At 35.7% G+C, this 20,632-nt stretch carries 17 protein-coding genes and 1 riboswitch; of the genes, 4 read left to right on the top strand and 13 right to left on the bottom strand.

Annotation, left to right across the window (positions count from 1 at the left end; translation table 11 throughout):
• The first annotated feature begins 86 nt into the window (after window positions 1-86).
• Entirely contained in the window at window positions 87-533 is a 447-nt protein-coding gene (locus tag NY607_RS16755) for a MarR family winged helix-turn-helix transcriptional regulator (RefSeq protein WP_259420028.1), read from the top strand.
• Between the two features lie 224 nt (window positions 534-757).
• On the opposite strand, the gene NY607_RS16750 is transcribed toward NY607_RS16755, so the two are convergent.
• The 3 genes from NY607_RS16750 to NY607_RS16740 all read right to left on the bottom strand — a co-directional run bounded on the left by NY607_RS16750 (window position 758) and on the right by NY607_RS16740 (window position 5,634).
• On the bottom strand, window positions 758-2,227 hold the full coding sequence (locus NY607_RS16750) for an alpha/beta hydrolase family protein (RefSeq protein WP_259420027.1): 1,470 nt from the start codon (window positions 2,225-2,227) through the stop codon (window positions 758-760).
• A gap of 367 nt (window positions 2,228-2,594) precedes the next feature.
• Window positions 2,595-4,463, bottom strand: a complete 1,869-nt coding sequence (locus tag NY607_RS16745; RefSeq protein WP_259420026.1) for a leucine-rich repeat domain-containing protein — start codon at window positions 4,461-4,463, stop codon at window positions 2,595-2,597.
• Window positions 4,464-4,623: 160 nt separating this feature from the next.
• Entirely contained in the window at window positions 4,624-5,634 is a 1,011-nt protein-coding gene (locus NY607_RS16740; protein ID WP_259420025.1) for a GNAT family N-acetyltransferase, read from the bottom strand.
• A gap of 224 nt (window positions 5,635-5,858) precedes the next feature.
• On the opposite strand from NY607_RS16740, the gene NY607_RS16735 reads away from it, so the two are divergent.
• Entirely contained in the window at window positions 5,859-6,842 is a 984-nt protein-coding gene (locus tag NY607_RS16735; protein ID WP_259420024.1) for a tRNA dihydrouridine synthase, read from the top strand.
• A gap of 39 nt (window positions 6,843-6,881) precedes the next feature.
• Here the strand turns inward: NY607_RS16735 and NY607_RS16730 are convergent, their stop codons facing one another.
• A complete protein-coding gene (locus NY607_RS16730) occupies window positions 6,882-8,126 on the bottom strand; it encodes a TerD family protein (protein ID WP_259420023.1) in 1,245 nt (414 codons plus the stop codon).
• A 244-nt stretch (window positions 8,127-8,370) separates the two neighbouring features.
• Here NY607_RS16730 and NY607_RS16725 point away from each other — a divergent pair, with 244 nt between their 5' ends.
• The gene (locus NY607_RS16725; RefSeq protein WP_259420022.1) at window positions 8,371-9,561 is read left to right on the top strand and encodes an MFS transporter; all 1,191 of its coding nucleotides are present in this window, start codon (window positions 8,371-8,373) and stop codon (window positions 9,559-9,561) included.
• Window positions 9,562-9,666: 105 nt separating this feature from the next.
• On the opposite strand, the gene NY607_RS16720 is transcribed toward NY607_RS16725, so the two are convergent.
• From NY607_RS16720 to queF, 5 genes are all read right to left on the bottom strand, one after another.
• The gene (locus NY607_RS16720) at window positions 9,667-10,206 is read right to left on the bottom strand and encodes a VUT family protein (protein WP_131521743.1); all 540 of its coding nucleotides are present in this window, start codon (window positions 10,204-10,206) and stop codon (window positions 9,667-9,669) included.
• Window positions 10,207-10,247: 41 nt separating this feature from the next.
• Entirely contained in the window at window positions 10,248-10,976 is a 729-nt protein-coding gene (gene queE / locus NY607_RS16715; protein ID WP_237898955.1) for a 7-carboxy-7-deazaguanine synthase QueE, read from the bottom strand.
• Window positions 10,969-11,439, bottom strand: a complete 471-nt coding sequence (gene queD, locus NY607_RS16710; RefSeq protein ID WP_259420021.1) for a 6-carboxytetrahydropterin synthase QueD — start codon at window positions 11,437-11,439, stop codon at window positions 10,969-10,971. Before queD ends, queE begins: the two co-directional genes overlap by 8 nt.
• Window positions 11,440-11,442: 3 nt before the next feature.
• A complete protein-coding gene (queC, locus tag NY607_RS16705; protein WP_054548829.1) occupies window positions 11,443-12,102 on the bottom strand; it encodes a 7-cyano-7-deazaguanine synthase QueC in 660 nt (219 codons plus the stop codon).
• Window positions 12,103-12,206: 104 nt separating this feature from the next.
• Complete coding sequence (queF, locus tag NY607_RS16700; protein ID WP_004233404.1) at window positions 12,207-12,707, bottom strand: preQ(1) synthase; 501 nt, start codon at window positions 12,705-12,707, stop codon at window positions 12,207-12,209.
• A 126-nt stretch (window positions 12,708-12,833) separates the two neighbouring features.
• Window positions 12,834-12,880, bottom strand: a riboswitch (PreQ1 riboswitch).
• Window positions 12,881-13,189: 309 nt separating this feature from the next.
• Here queF and NY607_RS16695 point away from each other — a divergent pair.
• Window positions 13,190-16,933, top strand: a complete 3,744-nt coding sequence (locus NY607_RS16695) for a S8 family serine peptidase (protein ID WP_259420020.1) — start codon at window positions 13,190-13,192, stop codon at window positions 16,931-16,933.
• A 199-nt stretch (window positions 16,934-17,132) separates the two neighbouring features.
• Here NY607_RS16695 and NY607_RS16690 read toward each other — a convergent pair whose 3' ends face one another.
• From NY607_RS16690 to NY607_RS16675, 4 genes are all read right to left on the bottom strand, one after another.
• Window positions 17,133-17,861 (bottom strand): amino acid ABC transporter ATP-binding protein, encoded by a 729-nt coding sequence (locus NY607_RS16690; protein ID WP_193767398.1) that lies wholly within the window; start codon window positions 17,859-17,861, stop codon window positions 17,133-17,135.
• 27 nt (window positions 17,862-17,888) lie between these two features.
• Entirely contained in the window at window positions 17,889-18,554 is a 666-nt protein-coding gene (locus tag NY607_RS16685) for an amino acid ABC transporter permease (protein WP_036077909.1), read from the bottom strand.
• A gap of 31 nt (window positions 18,555-18,585) precedes the next feature.
• On the bottom strand, window positions 18,586-19,368 hold the full coding sequence (locus NY607_RS16680; RefSeq protein ID WP_131521737.1) for a transporter substrate-binding domain-containing protein: 783 nt from the start codon (window positions 19,366-19,368) through the stop codon (window positions 18,586-18,588).
• Between the two features lie 358 nt (window positions 19,369-19,726).
• A complete protein-coding gene (locus NY607_RS16675; protein WP_259420019.1) occupies window positions 19,727-20,572 on the bottom strand; it encodes a TIR domain-containing protein in 846 nt (281 codons plus the stop codon).
• Window positions 20,573-20,632 lie beyond the last annotated feature (60 nt).

Here is a 20,632-nt window from a genome sequence, read left to right as displayed (position 1 = left end):
CCTTTAAAATTGACAAATATATATTAGTTAAGCAAAATTAACTTAACTAAAAAGATTTAAATAGATATATGAAGGATGATAAATCTGTGCATGATTATTTAATAATAATAGACAAAATCAATCAACAATTTGAGCAGTTTAAATTGTTAGTTTTACAAGAAACAAAAGAGGTCGAAGAATTACAGAATTTCCACTTAACCCCCCAACAGGAAATTATTATGAGTTATATAATTCGAAATGAACCAGTTATTGCAAAAGATTTAGCAACTCATTTCGATATTTCAAAAAGTGCAGTTAGCCAAGTTATTTCAAAACTTGAAGAAATGAATATGATTTATCGTCAAGAAAATTTAACAAACCGTAGAGAGACCTTTATTTATCTTGGAAATAGAGGAAAAGAGTTTCATCAGCTTATTAAAAAAATCGATGAAATTCTTGTGGAAAAATATTATTCCAAAGCAAGCTTAATAGAGTTAAAAAATATTCTTGATACATTAAATAAAATTGTCGGAAATAAAAATCAAATTGATTAAGGACTAATAAAATTATCTACCTATCTAAGCTTACCCATTTTTCAAACAGTGTAGCAAAGACTGTCTTTGGTAGATTAGATTAAATTAACTTTAATTGTAGATTTAGAAAAAATGATTCAGAAATAAAGAATACCTTTGAAAATTTCATCCTAATTTATAATGTTCGAATAATGTATAAAGAAATATATTACAGTTTTCCTACACAACTATATTATTTTAAACTATTAATCATTTTTAATATTAGCTTCGAAATAGTAAAACTGGTCTTCTATTATCTCTTTTCTAAGCAATGGATCAGGCGCTTCGCCCTTCACATATTGATCAAAAAAGGCCAAAATATACTTATTCATAACTTCATGAAAATGATCTATATCAATATTCCATGACAATAAAGGAGAGAGATAAGGGAAATCAGTAAAAGAATAATGATCTCCTGCTATAAAAGTGAGCATAAAGGTATCTCCCCTGATCCCCTCCTTATAGTGATAATCAGCAAGCTCTGTAATTTTATCATGGTACTTTTGAAATTCTTCTGTAGTTATATTCGTATATTGTATTTCTTCATCAGGTATGTAAAGATAATTTTCATCTAAAATAAACATAAAAGGCTGATTAAATCCTGAGCTGGCTACTGGCTCATGCAATGGACCATCTATATTGATTCCTGCTGAAATTCTTCTATCATCCAACAATGCTTGAGCAGCTGTTGAACCTCCATATGAATGACCAAATATACCTATTTTGTTCATATCTAACTTTCCAGTAAATAAATCTACAGGATCCTCATCATTTATGATAGTTAATTGATCAATCACATAGCTCATGTCTGTCGATCGAGTTTTAACATCTTTTTCATCTGCAATATTAAAGGAATAAGAATATGCGTTTTTCTGATTCATTATTTCTCTTCCATCTGGAAACTTCGTATAAGCTGCATCATCTGTATGGTCAATGCTTACAACAATATATCCATGGCTCGCCATTTCCTCCATTTGAGAAAAATTTTGCATTCTTGTACTGCCATATCCATGAGAAAATAATAGTACAGGGAATTTTTCGTGTTTATTGGTTACAGCTACATCTTTTATACTATTAGTTTGTCCATACTTTAAATATTCAAATAAAACGCGCGGTGTAGAAAAAATGAATTCCATTGTTCCTGACCATTCTTCGTATGGGAAGGGTTCATAATGTGTTTCCTTCACATCCTTTTCCACATCTGTCGGATACCATATCTGTATCATCAATTCCCGAACTTTTTGTGCTGAGCTCTGCCTGGATTCGTCTTTCAGATGTCTTGAATTCATGCCTACTTCAAAAGGTCCTGTAGGCTTAGGAAGTTGAAAAACAGGCATGACTGTTACTAACACAAAGCTACTAATCGAGTAAATGATAATAAATAAGATATATAAAAACTTTCTTACCTTTCTTTTATTTTTCACGTTCCCAACCATGGATTTTACTTTTTTTCTGTTCGTTTGTATGAGTACATTCATTGTTAATACAGTTAAAAGAATAAATAAAATATAACTTAATCCCATTTGCCATCGATAACCCTCAAACCCCAAATGAATAATTAAAACGATAAATGCACTGATGTTAGTTATTAATTTTATTTTTACATCAAATTTAATAAGAAAAGAAAATAACCATATAATATGCACTACAATTAATATCTCTTCAAACAGCCTCAATAATATCATCCCCTATCAATAAACCATTTAGTTTAGTTAACTTTACTTAACTTTAAATTACAATAATCTTATTGTCAATTTTTTCTGAAGCTTTTTATAAATATTGTTTAAATACCATAAGGTCATATGATCAGAATATTCCAAATGCTATATAACAAAAAAATACTTACAGTACAAACCAAGATAATGGCTTGTATTGTAAGTATGTTTCTAAAAGAATTTTTTTACTTTTTACTAATTTTAATTTTGCATCTTTAAAATGTACTGAGATATCGGTTTTAATTACTGTACTATACAATTCATTAAAGTTTGAAAAATTAGGAGTAGCCTAAATTTAATTATTTCACGTTTTATAATAAGTATAGCGTCAATAAATTTCAATCCCTTTGTCTAATACAGATTGATTTTGTACCTGATTCCCTAAAATATATAGCTTTTTTAAGTTAGGCAAATTCACTAAAGGTTCTACATTCAAAATGGCATTATTTTCTAAATGGAGCACCTCTATTTGTTGCCAATTTCCCAAGAAATTTAACGATTGTAGTGAATTATCTTGTAAAGTGAATGAACGTAAATTTGTAAAGCCAGCAAAGTAAGGCATGATCTTATCTACTTCTTGCATCCATTCCCCATTACCAATTTGAATGGAGACATCATTTAAAGTTAAATGCTCCAGCACGTTGTTCGTAAATGGCTTGCTATTCACCTGAAAATTACATTCATGGCAGTTTAACATTTTTACATGCTGTAAATTGAATAAGTCATTGGTTTCATAAAAGAGAGTCTCATTTAAATTGATTGCTTGCAAATGAGGTAGGTCATTTAATGAACGAATACCTGTAAGAGTTCCATACTCCATGACTGTAAGCTGTTCTAGCTGTGGATATTTCAGTAGTTCTGCACCATTCAATTGCGAATCCGATCCACTTATAGAAACCGTCAAATCTCTTAAAGCGGGTGCCTCTAGCTTTGGTAAAAATGAACTCTTCAGCTCCGCCTTTTTCAAATGGGGCGCTACAATCGATGAAATATCACCATGATAGCCAGTTAACGATAACTCCGTCAATGACGTTAGACTGTTAACCATATCCAACAATTCCACTTGACCAGGAGAAGCTAAACGTAGCTTTGTTAAAGATGACATATTTCTAAGTCTATCTAAATTGATGATATTCATGTTTTCAAGATCTAAAGATTGTAGTTTAGGCATGTTTTGTATAAAATCAAGCGTTTTTAAATTTCTTACTGACGTAAGCTTCAATTCTTGTAATTGAGTCAATGAGTAAAGTGGGCTAAAATCCGTAGCTTCACTAATGTCTATTGCTAACGATTCTAGATTAGTTAGTGTTGACAGCCACTTTAAATCATTGATTGATTTTAAGGAAAGTGATTTCAGCGATAATTTATTTAGAATCTGAAAATCTGTCACCTCTTCAGCCACATAAGATAGTTCAAGCGATTGAAGATTGGGGAACTCTAATAATAAAGCAAGTTCATCATTACTTCTTATTTGGATAGAGAGCTCTTTAACATTTGACTTATCACTAAAATATCCTGCGATTTTACTAAATGATTCATTAAAACTACCTGTATAACTTTTTAAGTTTTCAAGATGTTGGAAGCTTACTTTTTCACTTTGTGATATTTCATAATCATTCATGAGCTTTAAAACCGTTAATCCAGTAAAGGCCTCAAAGTCCTTTTGTTCAATTTTTTGCGTATTTAATAATTTATCCATAATGATATAAGTAGAAATTTTAGCTTCCTTATTTGTAAAAGTATCTTCTAGACTATAATCAAAATGCCATTGATCATCAGAATAGTAGGCAGCCAAATATCGAATACTTGCAATCTCTTCTTTTGCTGGCATCGTCCCACCTTTATCAAAAATATCTTTTAAAAAGAACAGAAGAACTTCACTTTCAGGCATTGTTCGAACGGATAGTTCTTCACGGTTTCCATCCTCTGTTTGATTACTACTTAAAAGAAAATACCCAAGGAATACACACATCATGACAATTGGTATCATAAAGAGCAGCTTTAAATTTGTTTTTGGACGGGATGTTGTATTCGGAGAAGCTGTTCCATAATAATTATTAATCGTTTGATCAACATAATAAATTTTATTCTCTTTCAACATGATTTCCGTGTCACAAAAAGGACATTTGAATGTTTGCTCTTCTTTATATTCAATTTTCCCATTACAATTTGGACAATTTAATTTAATAAATTCCACTGGCAGCCCCCCAGCACTATTTTTCCATTAAGCTTAGTTGTCTAAAAAATAAATGTCAATATTTACGAAATATAGGCAAGCAATCTAAAACTAAATTTTAAGTGCCTAGTCAGCTGTTTGAATCCTCCATAACAGCAGAATTTGAAATATCTAACTAAATTTACAATAACCCTATACTTGGGTTATTAAAGTTTGCCCAAGCTATATCACTGTTAATGTACCTAACCATTCTATAAGCTACTGGCTTAAAACCGCACTTAGGCCAAAATGTCGATGCAGCAAGATTAGTTATTCTCCAATCTGTAATGATATTCTCATAGCCCGCCTCTTTCATCCTTCTATAGCCTTCATTCATCAGCTTTTTTCCCACACCTCTTCCCATTTGAGAAGAGTAAGTACCTGCAATCGTTAGCTCTATTGCATGCTCAGGTGTCATCAAATCTGAATGTATAGGATAATATTTTTGAAATCCTAATTCCTGCCCATCCTTTACTGCAACGAAACATGTATCATCATTCTCCTCTACTATATTTTTATATGAGTCTTTTATGCTCATGACAACCTCAGGGAATACAGGCTCAAATGTAGGTGTGGAGTTTTGATACGATTGAATGATCCTAGACATTTTCCCCAGCATTTCACTATCCATTTTATTTGCAACCCTAATCTCTGCATTACATATATTCTCAAATGGTTTATAATCCCCAATGTTCATGACCCCATGTACTTGTTGTATAGAAAAGCTTAATCGTTGGTAGGCATCATAGTAAGCCTGATTTCCAAGAGGGATGATCGTGTAATGCATAAAGCAACCTTGCTCTAGCCATATCACTGAAATCTCTGCATATAATTTTCTAATAAGCTCAGCGGATTGATCCTTTCTGATTGCCAATCCTTCATATGGTACCCATACATGTCTGCCTCTTAGGGAGTCATTCTTGATGACTCCGATTAAATATCCTACTAGGTCATCTTTAATAAATGCTCCAACCCCCTTAATAGTATTATGAGCAAATAAGTTTTCAAGCATATTTGTTATATGTTCAGCATTAAGACAGCTGTTGTTTAGAAATGGATATACTTCACCTTCAAGGCTCTGTCTATTTACCAGTAATTCAGCCATTGTGGGTATATCATTCATACCGATTGTTTTATATTCACATTTTCCCACTTCAACTCTCCCCCTAAATTTCTACATTATATTACATATTATATCATTATGGGTAATACAGGTTTTTGTTGGACTTTTATGATTACTTTCTAATCTAAGAGAGCCTAAGTCTACTTACAATGATGTATTTCTATCCTTAAGCTAAGCCAATTAACTATGTAGAAATAAAGTAAATATGATATCTTTTTGCAAGGTAGTATTTTGGAAAGAGAGGATTTTTAGCAATGAATCAAAAAAATTTCTGGCTTGATTTACCACGGCCATTCTTCATTTTAGCTCCAATGGAGGATGTGACAGATGTTGTATTTCGTCATGTCATTCAGGAAGCAGGGAGACCCGATGTATATTTTACGGAATTCACCAATACGACGAGCTATTGTCATCCAGATGGGTTAGATAATGTGCGTAACCGCTTAGCTTTTACAGAAGATGAACAGCCTATTGTTGCACATATTTGGGGGGACAACCCTGAACATTTTCGTCAAATGAGTATTGGTATGAAGGAACTAGGCTTTAAGGGAATTGATATTAATATGGGCTGCCCAGTTGATAATGTAGCAGAAAGAGGTAAAGGAGCTGGATTAATTCTTTATCCTGAACGAGCCGCAGATATTATTCAAGCAGCCAAAGCAGGGGGCTTACCCGTTAGTGTCAAAACAAGACTTGGCTTTACAGATGTAACAGAATGGCGTGAGTGGCTTACACATATTTTAAAACAGGATATCGCCAATCTTTCTATTCATCTCCGTACACGGGAAGAGATGAGCAAGGTTGCTGCACATTGGGAATTAATTGGAGATATCAAAAAACTACGTGATGAAGTTGCTCCCCAAACATTACTGACGATCAACGGTGATATTCCTGATCGTTTAACAGGTCTAAAACTAGTTGAGCAATACGGTATCGATGGTGTAATGATTGGTCGCGGGGTGTTTTCAAACCCATTTGCCTTTGAAAAGGAACCTAAAGAGCATAGCCCTAAGGAATACCTTAATTTACTATACTTACACCTTAATCTTCATGACCACTATTCCAAGGAATTCGAAACACGTTCATTTAAAGCATTACAACGTTTCTTTAAAATATATGTACGTGGCTTCAAAGGAGCTAGTCAATTGAGAGTTCAATTACTGAATGCACATTCTACGAATGAAGTCCGTGAATTACTAGCTGCGTATATTGCCCACGAACTAAAGGAGAAAAAATAAGAGGAGATTGGCTATCGCCACTCTCCTTTTTATTTGCTTTTACTTGTAATCATTTATTGGGCCTTTATCCATTAGAACTTCTACCATATTAGAAGAGCCCATCTTCAGCTTAGGTCTACGTTCAGAATTTGGTTCACTATAAAGCTCTAATGGGCTGATAATCACACCATCTGAAGTATTATGAAGTATTCCAGGCACACAGGAATAAATTCTATCATTATTATTAGCATTTTTAGCAAAAATAGTAACGGAGGTTCCATTATGATTATCTATACTCATGGACACCTTATATCTGTAGAATGAGCCTGTGCCATTTGATTGGGCGGAGTAAACCACAGGAACAACAGCTAAAACATTATTATTTAATCTCAATTTGATTACTTCAGTTTTTGTTGAACCAGCATCTCTCCCAACATCCCCCATATGTTCGACTACCCCGTTGTGAAAACTCCTAAGTGGGGGTGTTTTTTTCGCCCCAAACATAGCTACATCGATCTGCTGACCATCCTTTGTATAGACTAAAGCATATATATCGTAGTCAGTACCGGTTTTCCATGATACAGTAGCAGTAATTTCAGGTGTTTTATCAATGATAACTGGCTTTTGACCTTTGGTGAGACTGACATTCCCCTTTACCTTTTCAAGATTTATCGGTAACATGTTTTGTCTATTTGTACTTTCTGGAACATTTAATGATTGATCAGGTTCTATCAGCATTTGTTTTTTTATAGTTGCTGATTCAGAAAGCTTGTTTTGTTCTTCAGGTTCAACCTCAACACCGTAATTTTTACATAACCCCTCTAACCCAGAATCAAATCCCCGCCAAATAGATCTCACCTTTGTCTGACTATTTCTTAGATATAATTCTACTACTACGATTCCATTTTCATTTGCAAAATTAGCTGGTGCTAAATTGATAATATTGTTATCAGTACGTATTTCTGCCTTTAAATTTTTCACATTTGAAAAACCTCGGCTATTATCTTCTGTAAGTGTTATAGCTATTTTAGTAATACCTTCAGGGATTTTACTCATGTCAAAATTCATTTTATGTATTTTTATATTCCCTACGTTCTCAGATGGTATCAGGGTAGCTGCACCCGATAAGCTAGTTGGTTGATTATAAAATATAATACCGCTATCTCCTTGTACCTTGTTTGCATCCGTTAAAAGGAATGCAGTTAACGAAATATCGATCGAATTAGACATTTCGTAGCTAATAGTAACACTACCCTTTTGGGAACTTATAACTGTATTTGCTCCCATCTGAAGGAATTGAATCATGTAAATCCCCCTTTTCCTCTCATTATTTATACATATTCAATAGATAAAATTTTAAAGTTAATCTTCCAAATAAAAAATTCGAGTTAGATTTACAAAATCCTTCTTTAGAGGAGAATTGTCTAAAACAAACACTAGCATATAGGGAAAACTAATCTAATTTCTCATAAAAACATTTTATGATATGATGTTTAAATTGTGTGTCTACTAAGTAACACCGTTATATTCATCAAAGAAAGAGGTATTTATGCATCATACACAGTTATCCAAACAACATTGGTTACTTATCTTAACACTTGCATTATTAACATTTGTTCTCGGGACAAGCGAATTTGTTATTGTTGGGATCTTAACTGAAATTTCTTCAAGCCTTCATATGACAAATGCAAAAGCAGGCACACTCGTTTCTGCGTTCGCCATCACATTTGCCATCGCTACACCACTCGTGATGTCAGCAACAAGCCATTTTCCAAAGCGTAAATGGATGTTGTTTTTGATAGGTTCCTTCATTGCCTTAAATGCTCTGTGTGTAATTTCAACGAGCTATATTATGCTCCTTATACTTCGAGTTATGACCGCGATTGTAACAGGTGTATTGATCTCTCTAGCCATGATTGTTGCAAGCGAAACCATGCCGATTAATAAACGCGGCCTTGCTATATCATTTGTTTTCGGTGGTTTTACACTGGCCAATGTAGTTGGAGTACCCATTGGAATTGTAATCGCTGAATGGTACGGCTGGAATGCCACTTTTATGTTAACCACTCTTCTCGGAGGGTTGGCGTTTGCGGCATCTTTTTTCGTCTTACCTACTCGACTCAGCCAAGTACGAAGCTCAATACGGGATCAATTTTCTTTAATAATTCAGCCTCGAATTTTAATTGCCTTTTTCATTCCTGCTCTCGGGTTTGGTGCAACCTATGCAGTCTTTACGTACCTTGTTCCTATTTTAAAGGGAATGGGTGCACCAAATAATTCTATAAGTTTAATCTTATTCGGCTACGGCTTTCTTTCGATTTTCAGCAACATTCTTGCCGGTAAAATTGCCACTCACAATGCCATCGGCCGACTTCGGTTTATCTTTCTCGCACAAGCTATTGTATTGACAAGCTTATTTTGGACAACAAACCATTTTATTTTAGGATTAGCGAACATCGGACTAATGTCCCTAATGGCCATCCTCTTAACAACATCTACTCAACTGTATTTAATAGATTTGGCCGAAATTTATAAACCAGATGCTAAAGGACTCGCTGCTTCCCTTATGCCAGTGGCAAGTAACGTAGGCATCGCTTTTGGGTCTGCATTAGGCGGCATTGTATATCATCAAGGAAATTTGATGAATGTCACATGGGTCGGTGGTATAGTTGCCGTCGGTGCAAGTCTACTAACTTTCTTTAGTTATCATTTAGACCTTAATCAAAAGAAAACAGCATAAAAAATGCAAGAGGTTCATTAGAAAGAATATAAATCAAACAGACCCATTCGAATAAAGCGAATGGGTCTGCTTACATGTAATCCATATCTTCATAATAAGGAATAATTATTCTGAAATAATATATTCCCCTTTCATTGGACCAATTTTATTTAAAATAATTGCACCAATCATTTGTATAATCGTCTTCACAATAATTTGCCCCAAAATGGCGGCAGGTACCGCTTCCCATGGCAATATATTGGCACCAAGTGGACTTAAGCCGATTACTACGAAAATTGCAGAATCTAGAAATCCTCCAACAATACCACTGTAGAACACACGCCAAGCCATTGGTAATTTTAATCGAGTATAAATTTCAGTATCAGCCGTTTCAGCGACAACAAATGATAGTGCTGAGGCTACCACAATTAAAAGTGTATCACCTAGTAGGAATGACACCACAGCTGATAAAATTAAAGCTGTAATAATAAATAAATACGTCTTTTTTCTACCATATTTATTTTGTACTAGATCCCGAAAAATAAAGGTTGCCCCAATTAAAAGCGTTCCCATTGGGACAATAAACATACCAAAATGGAATGGTGCAAATGCTGCCGTTACCACATTAGCAATAACAATAGATAATAAATAAAATAATATTCTCAAACTATTACTCCTCAAGTAAATTTAATTTTTGTAAGAGCACCCTACACGCCTCTTTTATTTCCCCAAACAAGGGCATGTAACTGTGGCAGTACCTTAACATCTCTTAAATCCTCATCCTTCATTACTCTATCAATTAGTGCACGATATTTATCCAATAAATGCATTATTAATAGTGAATCATCAGTTGTCGTGAGATTATCATTACCGACTTGAAGATAAAAGGGAATCATGGGATATCGATGGTGAATTTGTTTAGCATAATCGTAATCCTCTTGATTAAAAACGACTATTTTAAGGGATACATGGTGATTATTGTTTCGATATTCAAGTTTTTCGAAGATATAAGAAAGCACCGAGTAATCTGTGGTCATCCCAGAGCTAGGTGGTTTTGGTGAAATTGTCAGTTCATCAACCTCATACATCCATTTTTGCCACCTACTCCCCTGTGTTTCCACCCCAATTTGTATATCATTTTCTTTTAAAATGGCAATAAGCTCTGCTAGATTCGGATTGAGTGCAGGATTCCCCCCTGAAATCGTAACAAATGAAAAACCATTGCCTCCAAGCCGCTTCAGCTCAGACCAAATCTCTTCCGCTGTCATTTGGACAATAAGGTGCTTTCCACTGCCATCCCACGTAAACGATGAATCACACCAAGAACAGGAATAATCGCAGCCCGCAGTTCTTACAAACATTGTCTTCTGGCCAACGATCATACCCTCTCCTTGAATCGTTGGCCCAAAAATCTCGATAACAGGTACTTTACTCAACTTCCATCCACTCCCTTCTAGCTTCTGCATAGCTTGTTGGAGTCTCGTAAAGCCTGATAAACTCTACACGTACACCGTTATATCCTTCATCACGCAAGGCCTCAGTCAACTTTTCGTAAATCCAAACAACAATATTCTCTGCCGTCGTATTCATGAGTGGAAGCGTTTCATTTAAATAACGGTGATCCAAATGAATCTCTATTTTTTGTTTCCATATTTCTTTTATATCGCAGAAATCGATCATCAAACCACGTTCATCAGTGTAGCCACTCAGTCCTAATATGACTCGATAGGTATGCCCGTGTAGATTTTTACATTTCCCTTCATAATGATGTAGATGATGGGCAGCATCGAAGGTAAATTCTTTGCTTATGAGAACACGCTTTGCATGATATTTCAATTGATTTCTTTGAATATCCACATCAATTCTCTGGAGTCTCTCAACGATTTTAAAATCTGACATGCCTTAAGACTCCTTCCTATAACTTAAATACTCATCAAGCCCTTTATTTCGCAATTTACATGCTGGGCATTCACCACATCCATCTGCTATAACACCGTTATAGCAAGTCAACGTTCTTTGTCGTACAAACTCAAGTGCCCCAAGCTGATCAGCTAATTCCCATGTTTGTGCCTTATTCAGCCACATCAAGGGTGTATCAATCACAAAGGAATCATCCATCGATAAATTTAACGTTACATTTAAGGATTTAATAAAGACATCTCGGCAATCCGGATAGCCACTAAAATCAGTTTCACAAACACCTGTTACAATATGCTTTGCCCCTACTTGGCTCGCTAAAACGCCCGCAAATGAAAGAAAAAGGAGATTGCGGCCAGGCACAAAAGTCGATGGGAGCTCACCATTTTCTCCGTCCTTCACCTTTATGTCTTGTCGTGTCAATGCATTCGGAGCAAGTTGATTCAGGAGAGACATATCAAGTATGTGATGCTTGATACCAAGCTCCTCTGTTATCACCTTCGCACAGTCAATTTCAAGACGGTGCCTTTGACCATAATCGAAAGTTACTGCCTCAATCTCTTCAAAGCGTTCTTTTGCCCAGAACAAACAAGTTGTGCTGTCCTGACCTCCACTAAATACTACAATTGCTTTTTCCTTTTTCATCTATAAAAACTCCCTTATATCGAAAAAACAGCACTCTAAGAAAAAGTGCTGCTTTCTTCTTAGTTTTTTTAAGAGGGTAGCTAAAAACCTCTGTCTTGCTTCATTTATCGATTATCAATTTTTTCTGGGTTAAGATCGTGGTTCATTAAACGATAATTGGCGATTTCTTCGTATTTAGTTCCTGGCTTCCCATAGTTACACCATGGATCAATCGAGATACCCCCACGTGGAGTAAATTTCCCCCAAACCTCTATATATCTTGGATCAAGTAATGCAATTAAATCATTCATAATGATATTCACGCAATCTTCATGGAAATCGCCGTGATTTCTAAAACTGAATAAATACAACTTTAGAGATTTACTTTCAACAATTTTTTTATCTGGGATATATGAAATGTACATCGTAGCAAAATCCGGCTGATTTGTAAGCGGACATAAACTAGTAAACTCTGGGCAATTAAACTTAACAAAATAATCTCGATTAGCATGAAGATTATCCACTGCCTCTAATACCTCAGGTGCATAATCATAGGAATACTTTGTACCTTGATTACCTAATAGGGTCAAATCCTTTAATCCTTCTTCATGACTTCTGCCAGACATAAAAAAACCTCCTTGTAAAATGTTTCCCAACACTTTTCAAGAGAGGCATCACCAATCATTCTATTTAAAACATAAGTAAACAGATAAAAAAAAGCCACGTCCGATATGGACATGGCATATTGTCATGTTTCCATAGTTTTTTATAGAGGGTATCAGCTATGAACCTCTCCCGTTCTAGTCCGGGCATTCTTTTCTTCAATATCGTACAAAAAATAATACAGGACGTCAAATAGATTTTTTATAAAACTCTTAAATGATAAAAAGTACGAATTACTGTAAGTCTATACTCATTTGAAAGTTCTACTTTTTTATTAAATTACTAGGAAAATAGAATTAATCCATTTTTGACAAAGTAATACTAATTATCAATATTTTGAGATTTTTCAATATTCCGATATTCGAATTATCTCACCTGTGATAAATTGGAAATATCACATTAAACTGAAAAATGTGATAATTAAGAGCGGAGGGAGAAATGAGATTTGAAAAAGTTTAAGTTTACGAAGTTTTTAAGTAGTATGATAGCTTTCGTTATGGTGCTTTTTCTATTGGTTCCATTATCGAGTGCTAATGCTGAAGATTCGAAGCCATTCAAGCAGGATAGCCAAAGTGAAAGTATACTTCAATTAAAGGCGGCTATCGCTGAACAGCTAAGCTTGTCTAAAGATGGTCCAACTCTTCACGAAAGCTTACAAAATGTATCAGGCAATCAAGAAGTTGCAGTCATCGTACATTTATCTGAAAAGCCTGTGGCACTAGAGCAAGGAATGAGCCAATTGAAAGGCCAAAAGTTCTCTAATGCGCGAGCAAATGAAGTTCGAGCAAATGTAAAATCTCAACAAGCTCAAGTTAAGAAAGAATTAGCTACTAAAAATGTTCAAATGACTCAAGGCTACACATTTGATACTGTTTTAAACGGTTTTGCAGCAACTGTGAAAGCAAATGATCTCCCAAAGCTGCTTTCAATAGAAGGAATAACATTAATTGAACCTGATGCAATTGTTTACGCATCTGAAGATAATACAATGAAATCATCAGAACTGATTAAGGAAGATCAATTAGAGGCTCAAATGAATACAAGTATTTCTTTCCTCGGCATCGAACAGCTTTGGAATGAAGGAATTGAAGGACAAGGTATAAAGGTAGCAGTATTAGATACTGGTATTGACACAGATCACCCTGAGTTCGCCGGAATTTACAAGGGTGGGAAAAACTTCATTCCAAATTCATCAACTTACACAAAGCCTCGGGCAGATGACGATGCATCGGAAACCTTGCCTTCTGAGCGTCCTGCTGGAACACCTGAATTTAATGAAAAGGGAAGCTCGTTCTATACTTCTCACGGTACTCATGTTGCTGGAACTATTGCAGCAATTGGAGCTAACAATTTCGGCATTAAAGGAATTGCTCCAAAAGTAGACCTTTATGCTTACCGTGTTCTTGGTGCATATGGAAGTGGGGCTACATCTGGTATTGTTAAAGCAATTGAAACGGCTGTCACAGAAAAAATGGACATAATCAACCTTTCTCTTGGTGGGGGGGCTAACTCTGAAACGGACGCTGGTTCATTTGCTATTAATAATGCAATGATGGCTGGAACAATCGGAGTAATTGCAACTGGGAACTCCGGCCCAAATCGAGGAACAATGGGCACGCCTGCAACCGCTCGTTTAGGAATTGCTGTGGGTAACACAACAAATCCAGAAACAATGTATAACGGTGAAGTGAATGTTACAGTTGGTGACTACAACTTAACAAAACAGCTCCCATTAATGGGAACAACTTTTGGAAGGGATTTAGCAACACAGCTTCAAGGAGAATTTGACCTAGTTGCTATTCCTGGAAACGGAGAAGTAAAAGACTATGAGGGAATCGATGTAGAAGGTAAAGTGGCATTAATCTCTCGTGGCAGTATCGCATTTGTTGATAAAATTGCGAATGCAAAGGCAAATGGAGCAGTCGCCACAATTATTCATAACTTTGCTGGTGGAACAAATGCACCTAATATTTCAGGTACATTCCTGGGTGATTCTTTTGCTTTTCTACCAACTTTTGATATGTCCCAAACGGATGGCAATGCAATTCGTGCTGCATTAGCCGGTGGAACTGGAAAAGTTAGCTTTAGTCAATTTACTTCCACAAAGACACTGGGAGATGAAGTAAACGATTCAAGTTCCCGTGGCCCATCTACGCCAAACTTTGATATTAAACCTGATGTAAGTGCACCTGGAACAAACATTATGTCAACGATTCCAATGTATAAAAAGGATTTCCCTGATGCTGATTACGCAGAGGCATATGATCGTAAAACAGGAACCTCTATGGCAACACCGCATATTACAGGTATTGTTGCATTACTTAAACAAGCAAATCCTGATTGGAACGCGTTCGACATAAAAGTGGCGCTTTCTAATACAGCAAAGGTTTTAGATAAAACAAAATACGATGTGTTCTCTCAAGGTGCAGGTCGTGTAAATGCTTATGCTGCAGCACATCCAGAAATTCTTGCCTATGCATTGGATAGTGCAATTTTAGATGGAACAGGAGCTGTTTCAGAAAACTTAAAAGGGACAGTTACCTTTGGTCCACAATCACTTAAAGACCAGGATATTTCCGTAACGAAACAAGTTTTAGTAAAAGATATAAAGGGGAACGGCGGTAATTATAATGTATCAATTGATGTGACAAAATCATTTGGTGATGCAACTGTTACAGTCGACCAGCCAACATTTAATCTAGTTGGTGAGCAAGTGTTAAATCTTACATTAACGGCTTCACAAGCTACAGCTCCAAACGGCTCGGAAATACTGGGGTATATTCACATCAGCGGTGGTGCTACAGAAATTTCATTGCCATTCGCAGCTGACTTTGGAAGCGAGGCAGTAACTGAAATTAAAGATTTAAAGATTACAGAAACAGATCTATCCTTTAATGGAGATGGCGTGAAGGATTCAGCTGTACTTTCATTTACATTAACTGGCGATGTAACAACTAACTATATCGAGCTATGGGATATTATGAATCCTCAGGGTGGAGAATATGGTGATGGCTACATCGGTTATCTACATGCAGGTACTGCGCTAGGAAAAGGCTCTTATACGCTGAATATCGCTGGGCAATACAAACCATGGGGAACAGAACCTGCCAAAACAATTCCAGATGGTCTCTATACTATTGACTTTACTGGTCTTGCGGCATCAGGGGTAGTTTCCGATTATGTTGGACCAATTATCGTGAAAACGACTAAACCAGAAATTACTGGTTCAGTAGCTGAAGGTGTCGCTACAGGACAGGTAACAGATAAGTATATCGACTACAATGAAGAGTTATATTTATATGGTTTAAACTACAATTTAAATGATAAATTAAAAGCTTCCTATATTTCGACTGTGAATGGTGAAATACAAGCGCCAGTTCCTTTTGAATTAAATCAAGACGGTAGCTTCACATTCCCAGTAACAACAGAAACTAATGCTGTATCAGTAAAAATTGAAGACGTTGCAGGGAATGTTGGTGAAGCACTAATATTTGAAAAAGATGTAGTTGAACCAAAAGTAACACTTTCTGTCAATCCAACTGAGCTAGACCTAACAGCTGGGGAATCTGCACAACTTACGGTAACAGAGACATCTACTCCTCCAGAAGGTGAAGCAACAGAGGAAGATGTAACTTCAAAAGCAACTTATGTTGTGGGAGATGAAAATGTTGCAACAATAGCAAATGGATTAGTAACTGCTGTAGGTGAGGGCACGACTACGATTACTATTTCATATGGTGATCATGAAGTTATGGTAAATGTTACAGTTAAAGCACCTGTTGTAGAAACACCAATCGTAACACTAGAAATTGACCAAGCTCAGGTTGAAACTAGAATAGGTAAAGAGGTTATGGTTAAGATTACTGAAGTAACTACTTTTGAGGGTAGAACAACAGAAAAAGATGTTACTACGCTTGCAACCTACGAAGTAGCAAATGATAAAATAGCTACTGTAAAAGCAGGGGTTGTAAAAGGTAAAGGTCAAGGGACTACGACAATTACAGCAACGTATGGTGACCACACATTAACATTTGATGTATTGGTTGAAAAGCCGGGCAATGGCAATGGCAACGGCAATGGTAACGGCAATGGCAATGGCAATGGCAATGGCAACGGCAATGGTAACGGCAATGGCAATGGCAATGGCAACGGCAATGGTAATAATGAAGTTACCGAAGTTAAGTTATAATTAAATAAGTACAGTTCCAGCAAAAAGAGAAATTGCGCTTTGCAATTTCTCCTTTTGCTATTTAAATTTCACTTACTCATGATAAGGTTGGCTGTAACGAGTCTATGTGCAGTTTTTCTGTACAAGCTTTATCTAGTAATCATATATTTAATGCAAACCCATAAGAGATCCAAACCTTACCATTCAGAACCTTTTAGTTTTATTTAAGCATTGTCGCAGTTAAAAATTCTCGTGTTCTCTCCTCTTTTGGATGATTGAAAAATTGTTCAGGTGTGCCGCGTTCAATAATTCTCCCATCATGCATATAGACAATCCAATCAGCTACCTCTTTTGCGAATCCCATTTCATGGGTTACAACAACCATAGTCATTCCTTCTTCAGCCAAATCTTTCATGGTTGTTAAAACCTCTCCCACAAGCTCAGGATCGAGTGCCGATGTTGGCTCATCAAAAAGCATAATGTCTGGTTCCATCGCAAGTGCTCTAGCAATCGCCACCCGTTGCTTTTGCCCCCCTGATAGTTTACTAGGATAGACATCCGACTTATCCTCCAAACCTACTTTTTTCAGTAATTGTTTTGCTTTGATGATAGCTTTTTCTTTGTCTACACCCTTTACCATAACAGGTGCTTCAATAATATTTTCTAAAACCGTTTTATGTGGGAATAAGTTGAAATTTTGAAACACCATCCCAACCTTTTCTCTAATCTTGTTAAGATCATCTGTCCGTGGATTGACTTCATTTCCCTCAATTATAATATTGCCATTATCTTTTCTTTCTAAAAAGTTCAAGCAGCGAAGGAGGGTGCTTTTTCCTGACCCACTCGATCCTATTAGACAAACAACATCGCTCTCGTAGACTGTCATGTCGATATTTTTCAATACATGTAAGTCTCCAAACGATTTATTCAATTTACTTATTTTAATCATTTCCTTAGTGTCCAATTTTTTCAACTCCTATCTGTCGCTTACTGCTAATTTTAGTTCAGTTCGGTTCACTACAAATGTCATCAACGCTACCAGCAATAAATAGTAGACTGCTACAATGAGTAAGTAGGTCATTTCATCGAAATTATTCGACCCAAGTGTTGTCGCCACATTAAACAGCTCATTCATGGAGATAAATGCGGCTAATGATGAATCTTTTAAACTGATGATAAATTGATTGCCTAAAGGCGGCAACGCTCTACGGAATGCCTGTGGGAGAATAATCCTTCTTAATGTCAGTGTCTTTGTCATTCCCAACGAGCGTCCTGCTTCAAATTGGCCATTATCGACTGACTGAATTGCTCCACGAAGGATTTCAGAAATATAAGCTCCATTATGTAGCGCTAGAGCAAGTGAAGCAGCCCAAAAATCAGGAAGAAGGAAAATCCCGCTAATTCCGAAGTAGAGGATAAATATTTGAACAATCAGTGGTGTTCCTCGAACCAAATAGACATATATATCTGAAATAAGTTCTAAAATTTTTATATTAGAAATTTTTAATAAGGCAAAGACTAGTCCGATGATGATTCCCAGTAAGATAGAAACCACCGTCAGCTCTAATGTTAAAAGCATAGCTTTAAAGAATACACCTTTTGTTTCGATTAGTATTTGAAAAAAATGCGAAAAACTTGGCAAAGTACTACTTCCTTTCTTTTATAGCATTGGTTTATTCTGATTTTTTGGTAATGTCCTCACCAAAATATTTGATACTGATTTGAGTCAATGTTCCATTTTCCCGAAGTTGTTCCAAAGATTCATTAACTCGCTTCACTAGCTTTGGATTATCCTGAGGCAACACAATCGCTTGTTCACTGCGATTAATTAATTGCTGTCCCTTAATCTTAAAACCTTCCTTTTCAGCAGTTTTTCCTGTAACAAAATCTGTGATTACTGCATCATGACGCCCACTACTCAACGCCTTTAATGCCGTAATATCGCTGTCATATGTTTTGATGTTGTCTGTATACTTGGAAGCTGTATCGGCATATGTTGATCCTTTTGCAACAGCTACTTCCTTTCCCTCTAAATCTTCAACAGTCCTAATTTTACTATCCGGTCTGGTGAAAATTTTCGGTCCTGAATAATAATAGGGGGTAGAGAAAGAAACATGTTTACTCCGCTGCGGGTTAATCGTGTGACTTGCAACGGCTGCATCCGCTCTTCCTGTTTTCACCCCTTCCACAATCCCTTTGAACTTGATTCGTTTCTGAACCGGCTCAAGGCCCATTTCCTTTGCAATCGCTTCTCCAACCTCAATATCAAAGCCCGACATTGTAAGATCGTCATTTATATAACTAAATGGCTTAAATTCACCAGAAGTAGCAAAAACAAATTGATTTTTATTGATCAGTTCAGATCCATCTTCAAGCTTCTGCTTCTCTCCACAACCAGATAACAAGCAGACTACGATTGTGCTAAAGACCAATAGTAACTTTTTACTCAACAACATGTTGCTATAACTCCTTTCTCTTTCGTTTATTCCTACAATACCTCTTGCTATATAACTTGCTTATGCTAGTTAATACCCAATCCACTCCCAATAAAACAAAAAAGTATCAGGCACTTTTAATAGTGCCTGATACTTTTTCTACAAAGTTCGCATTATATAATTATCTTTCAGGTATTCTCTTTACCCTAAAATGCTGCTTTTTGAATGTATAAAACTTAGAAAACCGCACTTACTTATGATACGGTTCACCGTGATGTGGCTAAGATTGCAGTTGTAACTTGATTGGCTGAAGTCGCAGCTCTAGTTCCTCTAATCCTTTATTGCAAGTCCACTGTAGCAAAGGACGGTTTTAATAGATTTATAAATCTAATGAATCTAATACAACTTGATGAATTTGATTCACCATTTCGTCTAACGTTTGCTTACTTGTATTTAACGCATATTTGTCGACTATATAAGGATTATATTGTCTAACTTCATCCACAGAAACATCATGCCAGATAGGAAGGATAATCACTCTTTTTTCATTGATTTCTCTATTTAAAAAACTTTTGAACTCATATTGTGACCAACCGCTTTCAATAAAGTTTTTGGATAAGAAAATTACAACAAATCTCGAATTCAATATCCCCATATTCATCATATCTGTTTGACTCTGTCCTATTTTAAATACCTTAACATCTTCAAAAACTTTTAATCCTTTATTACTAAGCTTCTCCGATAACTCTGAAACAAAAATGTCTTTATCGAGGCTCGAATGCGATAGAAATACATCAAACTCTATTATTTCTTTATCTTTAACTGAATGCTTAATATCTAATGAAAGTTCATTTAATTTTTTCGACATCTCAGAATAACTGTTTAAATACTCTACGTTTGTGCTGGTTTGTGATTCCATAGATTTTAGCATGGTTTTAAATTGCTTTTCCTGCTCTTTTGCCAGCCGACCTTTATACCTGTTCATACCTTCAGTATTTTTGCGTATCTGTTCCACAAGCGATGTAATATCTTTGTCTTGTTTCAATAAATCTTTATTATATTTCCCCATTTTCTGAATATCCGTTTTTGTTTTATTTCTTTTATTTGAAAGTTTAATAAGCTTATCCGCTAATGAGTTCCTTTTCTTTCTAGTATCTGTCAATTTTTTTTGAAGTTGAACGTCTTTTTCAGTAAGCCTTTTTAAGTTAGTTTCATTTATCCCCATAAAAACACCCTCTTAAATATAATGTGGTACACAAAAAACAAACATTAGTTCCTATTTTAC

This window comes from Lysinibacillus sp. A4, from assembly GCF_024919535.1.
Taxonomy (GTDB): Bacteria; Bacillota; Bacilli; order Bacillales_A; family Planococcaceae; genus Lysinibacillus; species Lysinibacillus capsici.
This window is presented reverse-complemented; position numbering and strand designations above follow the sequence as displayed.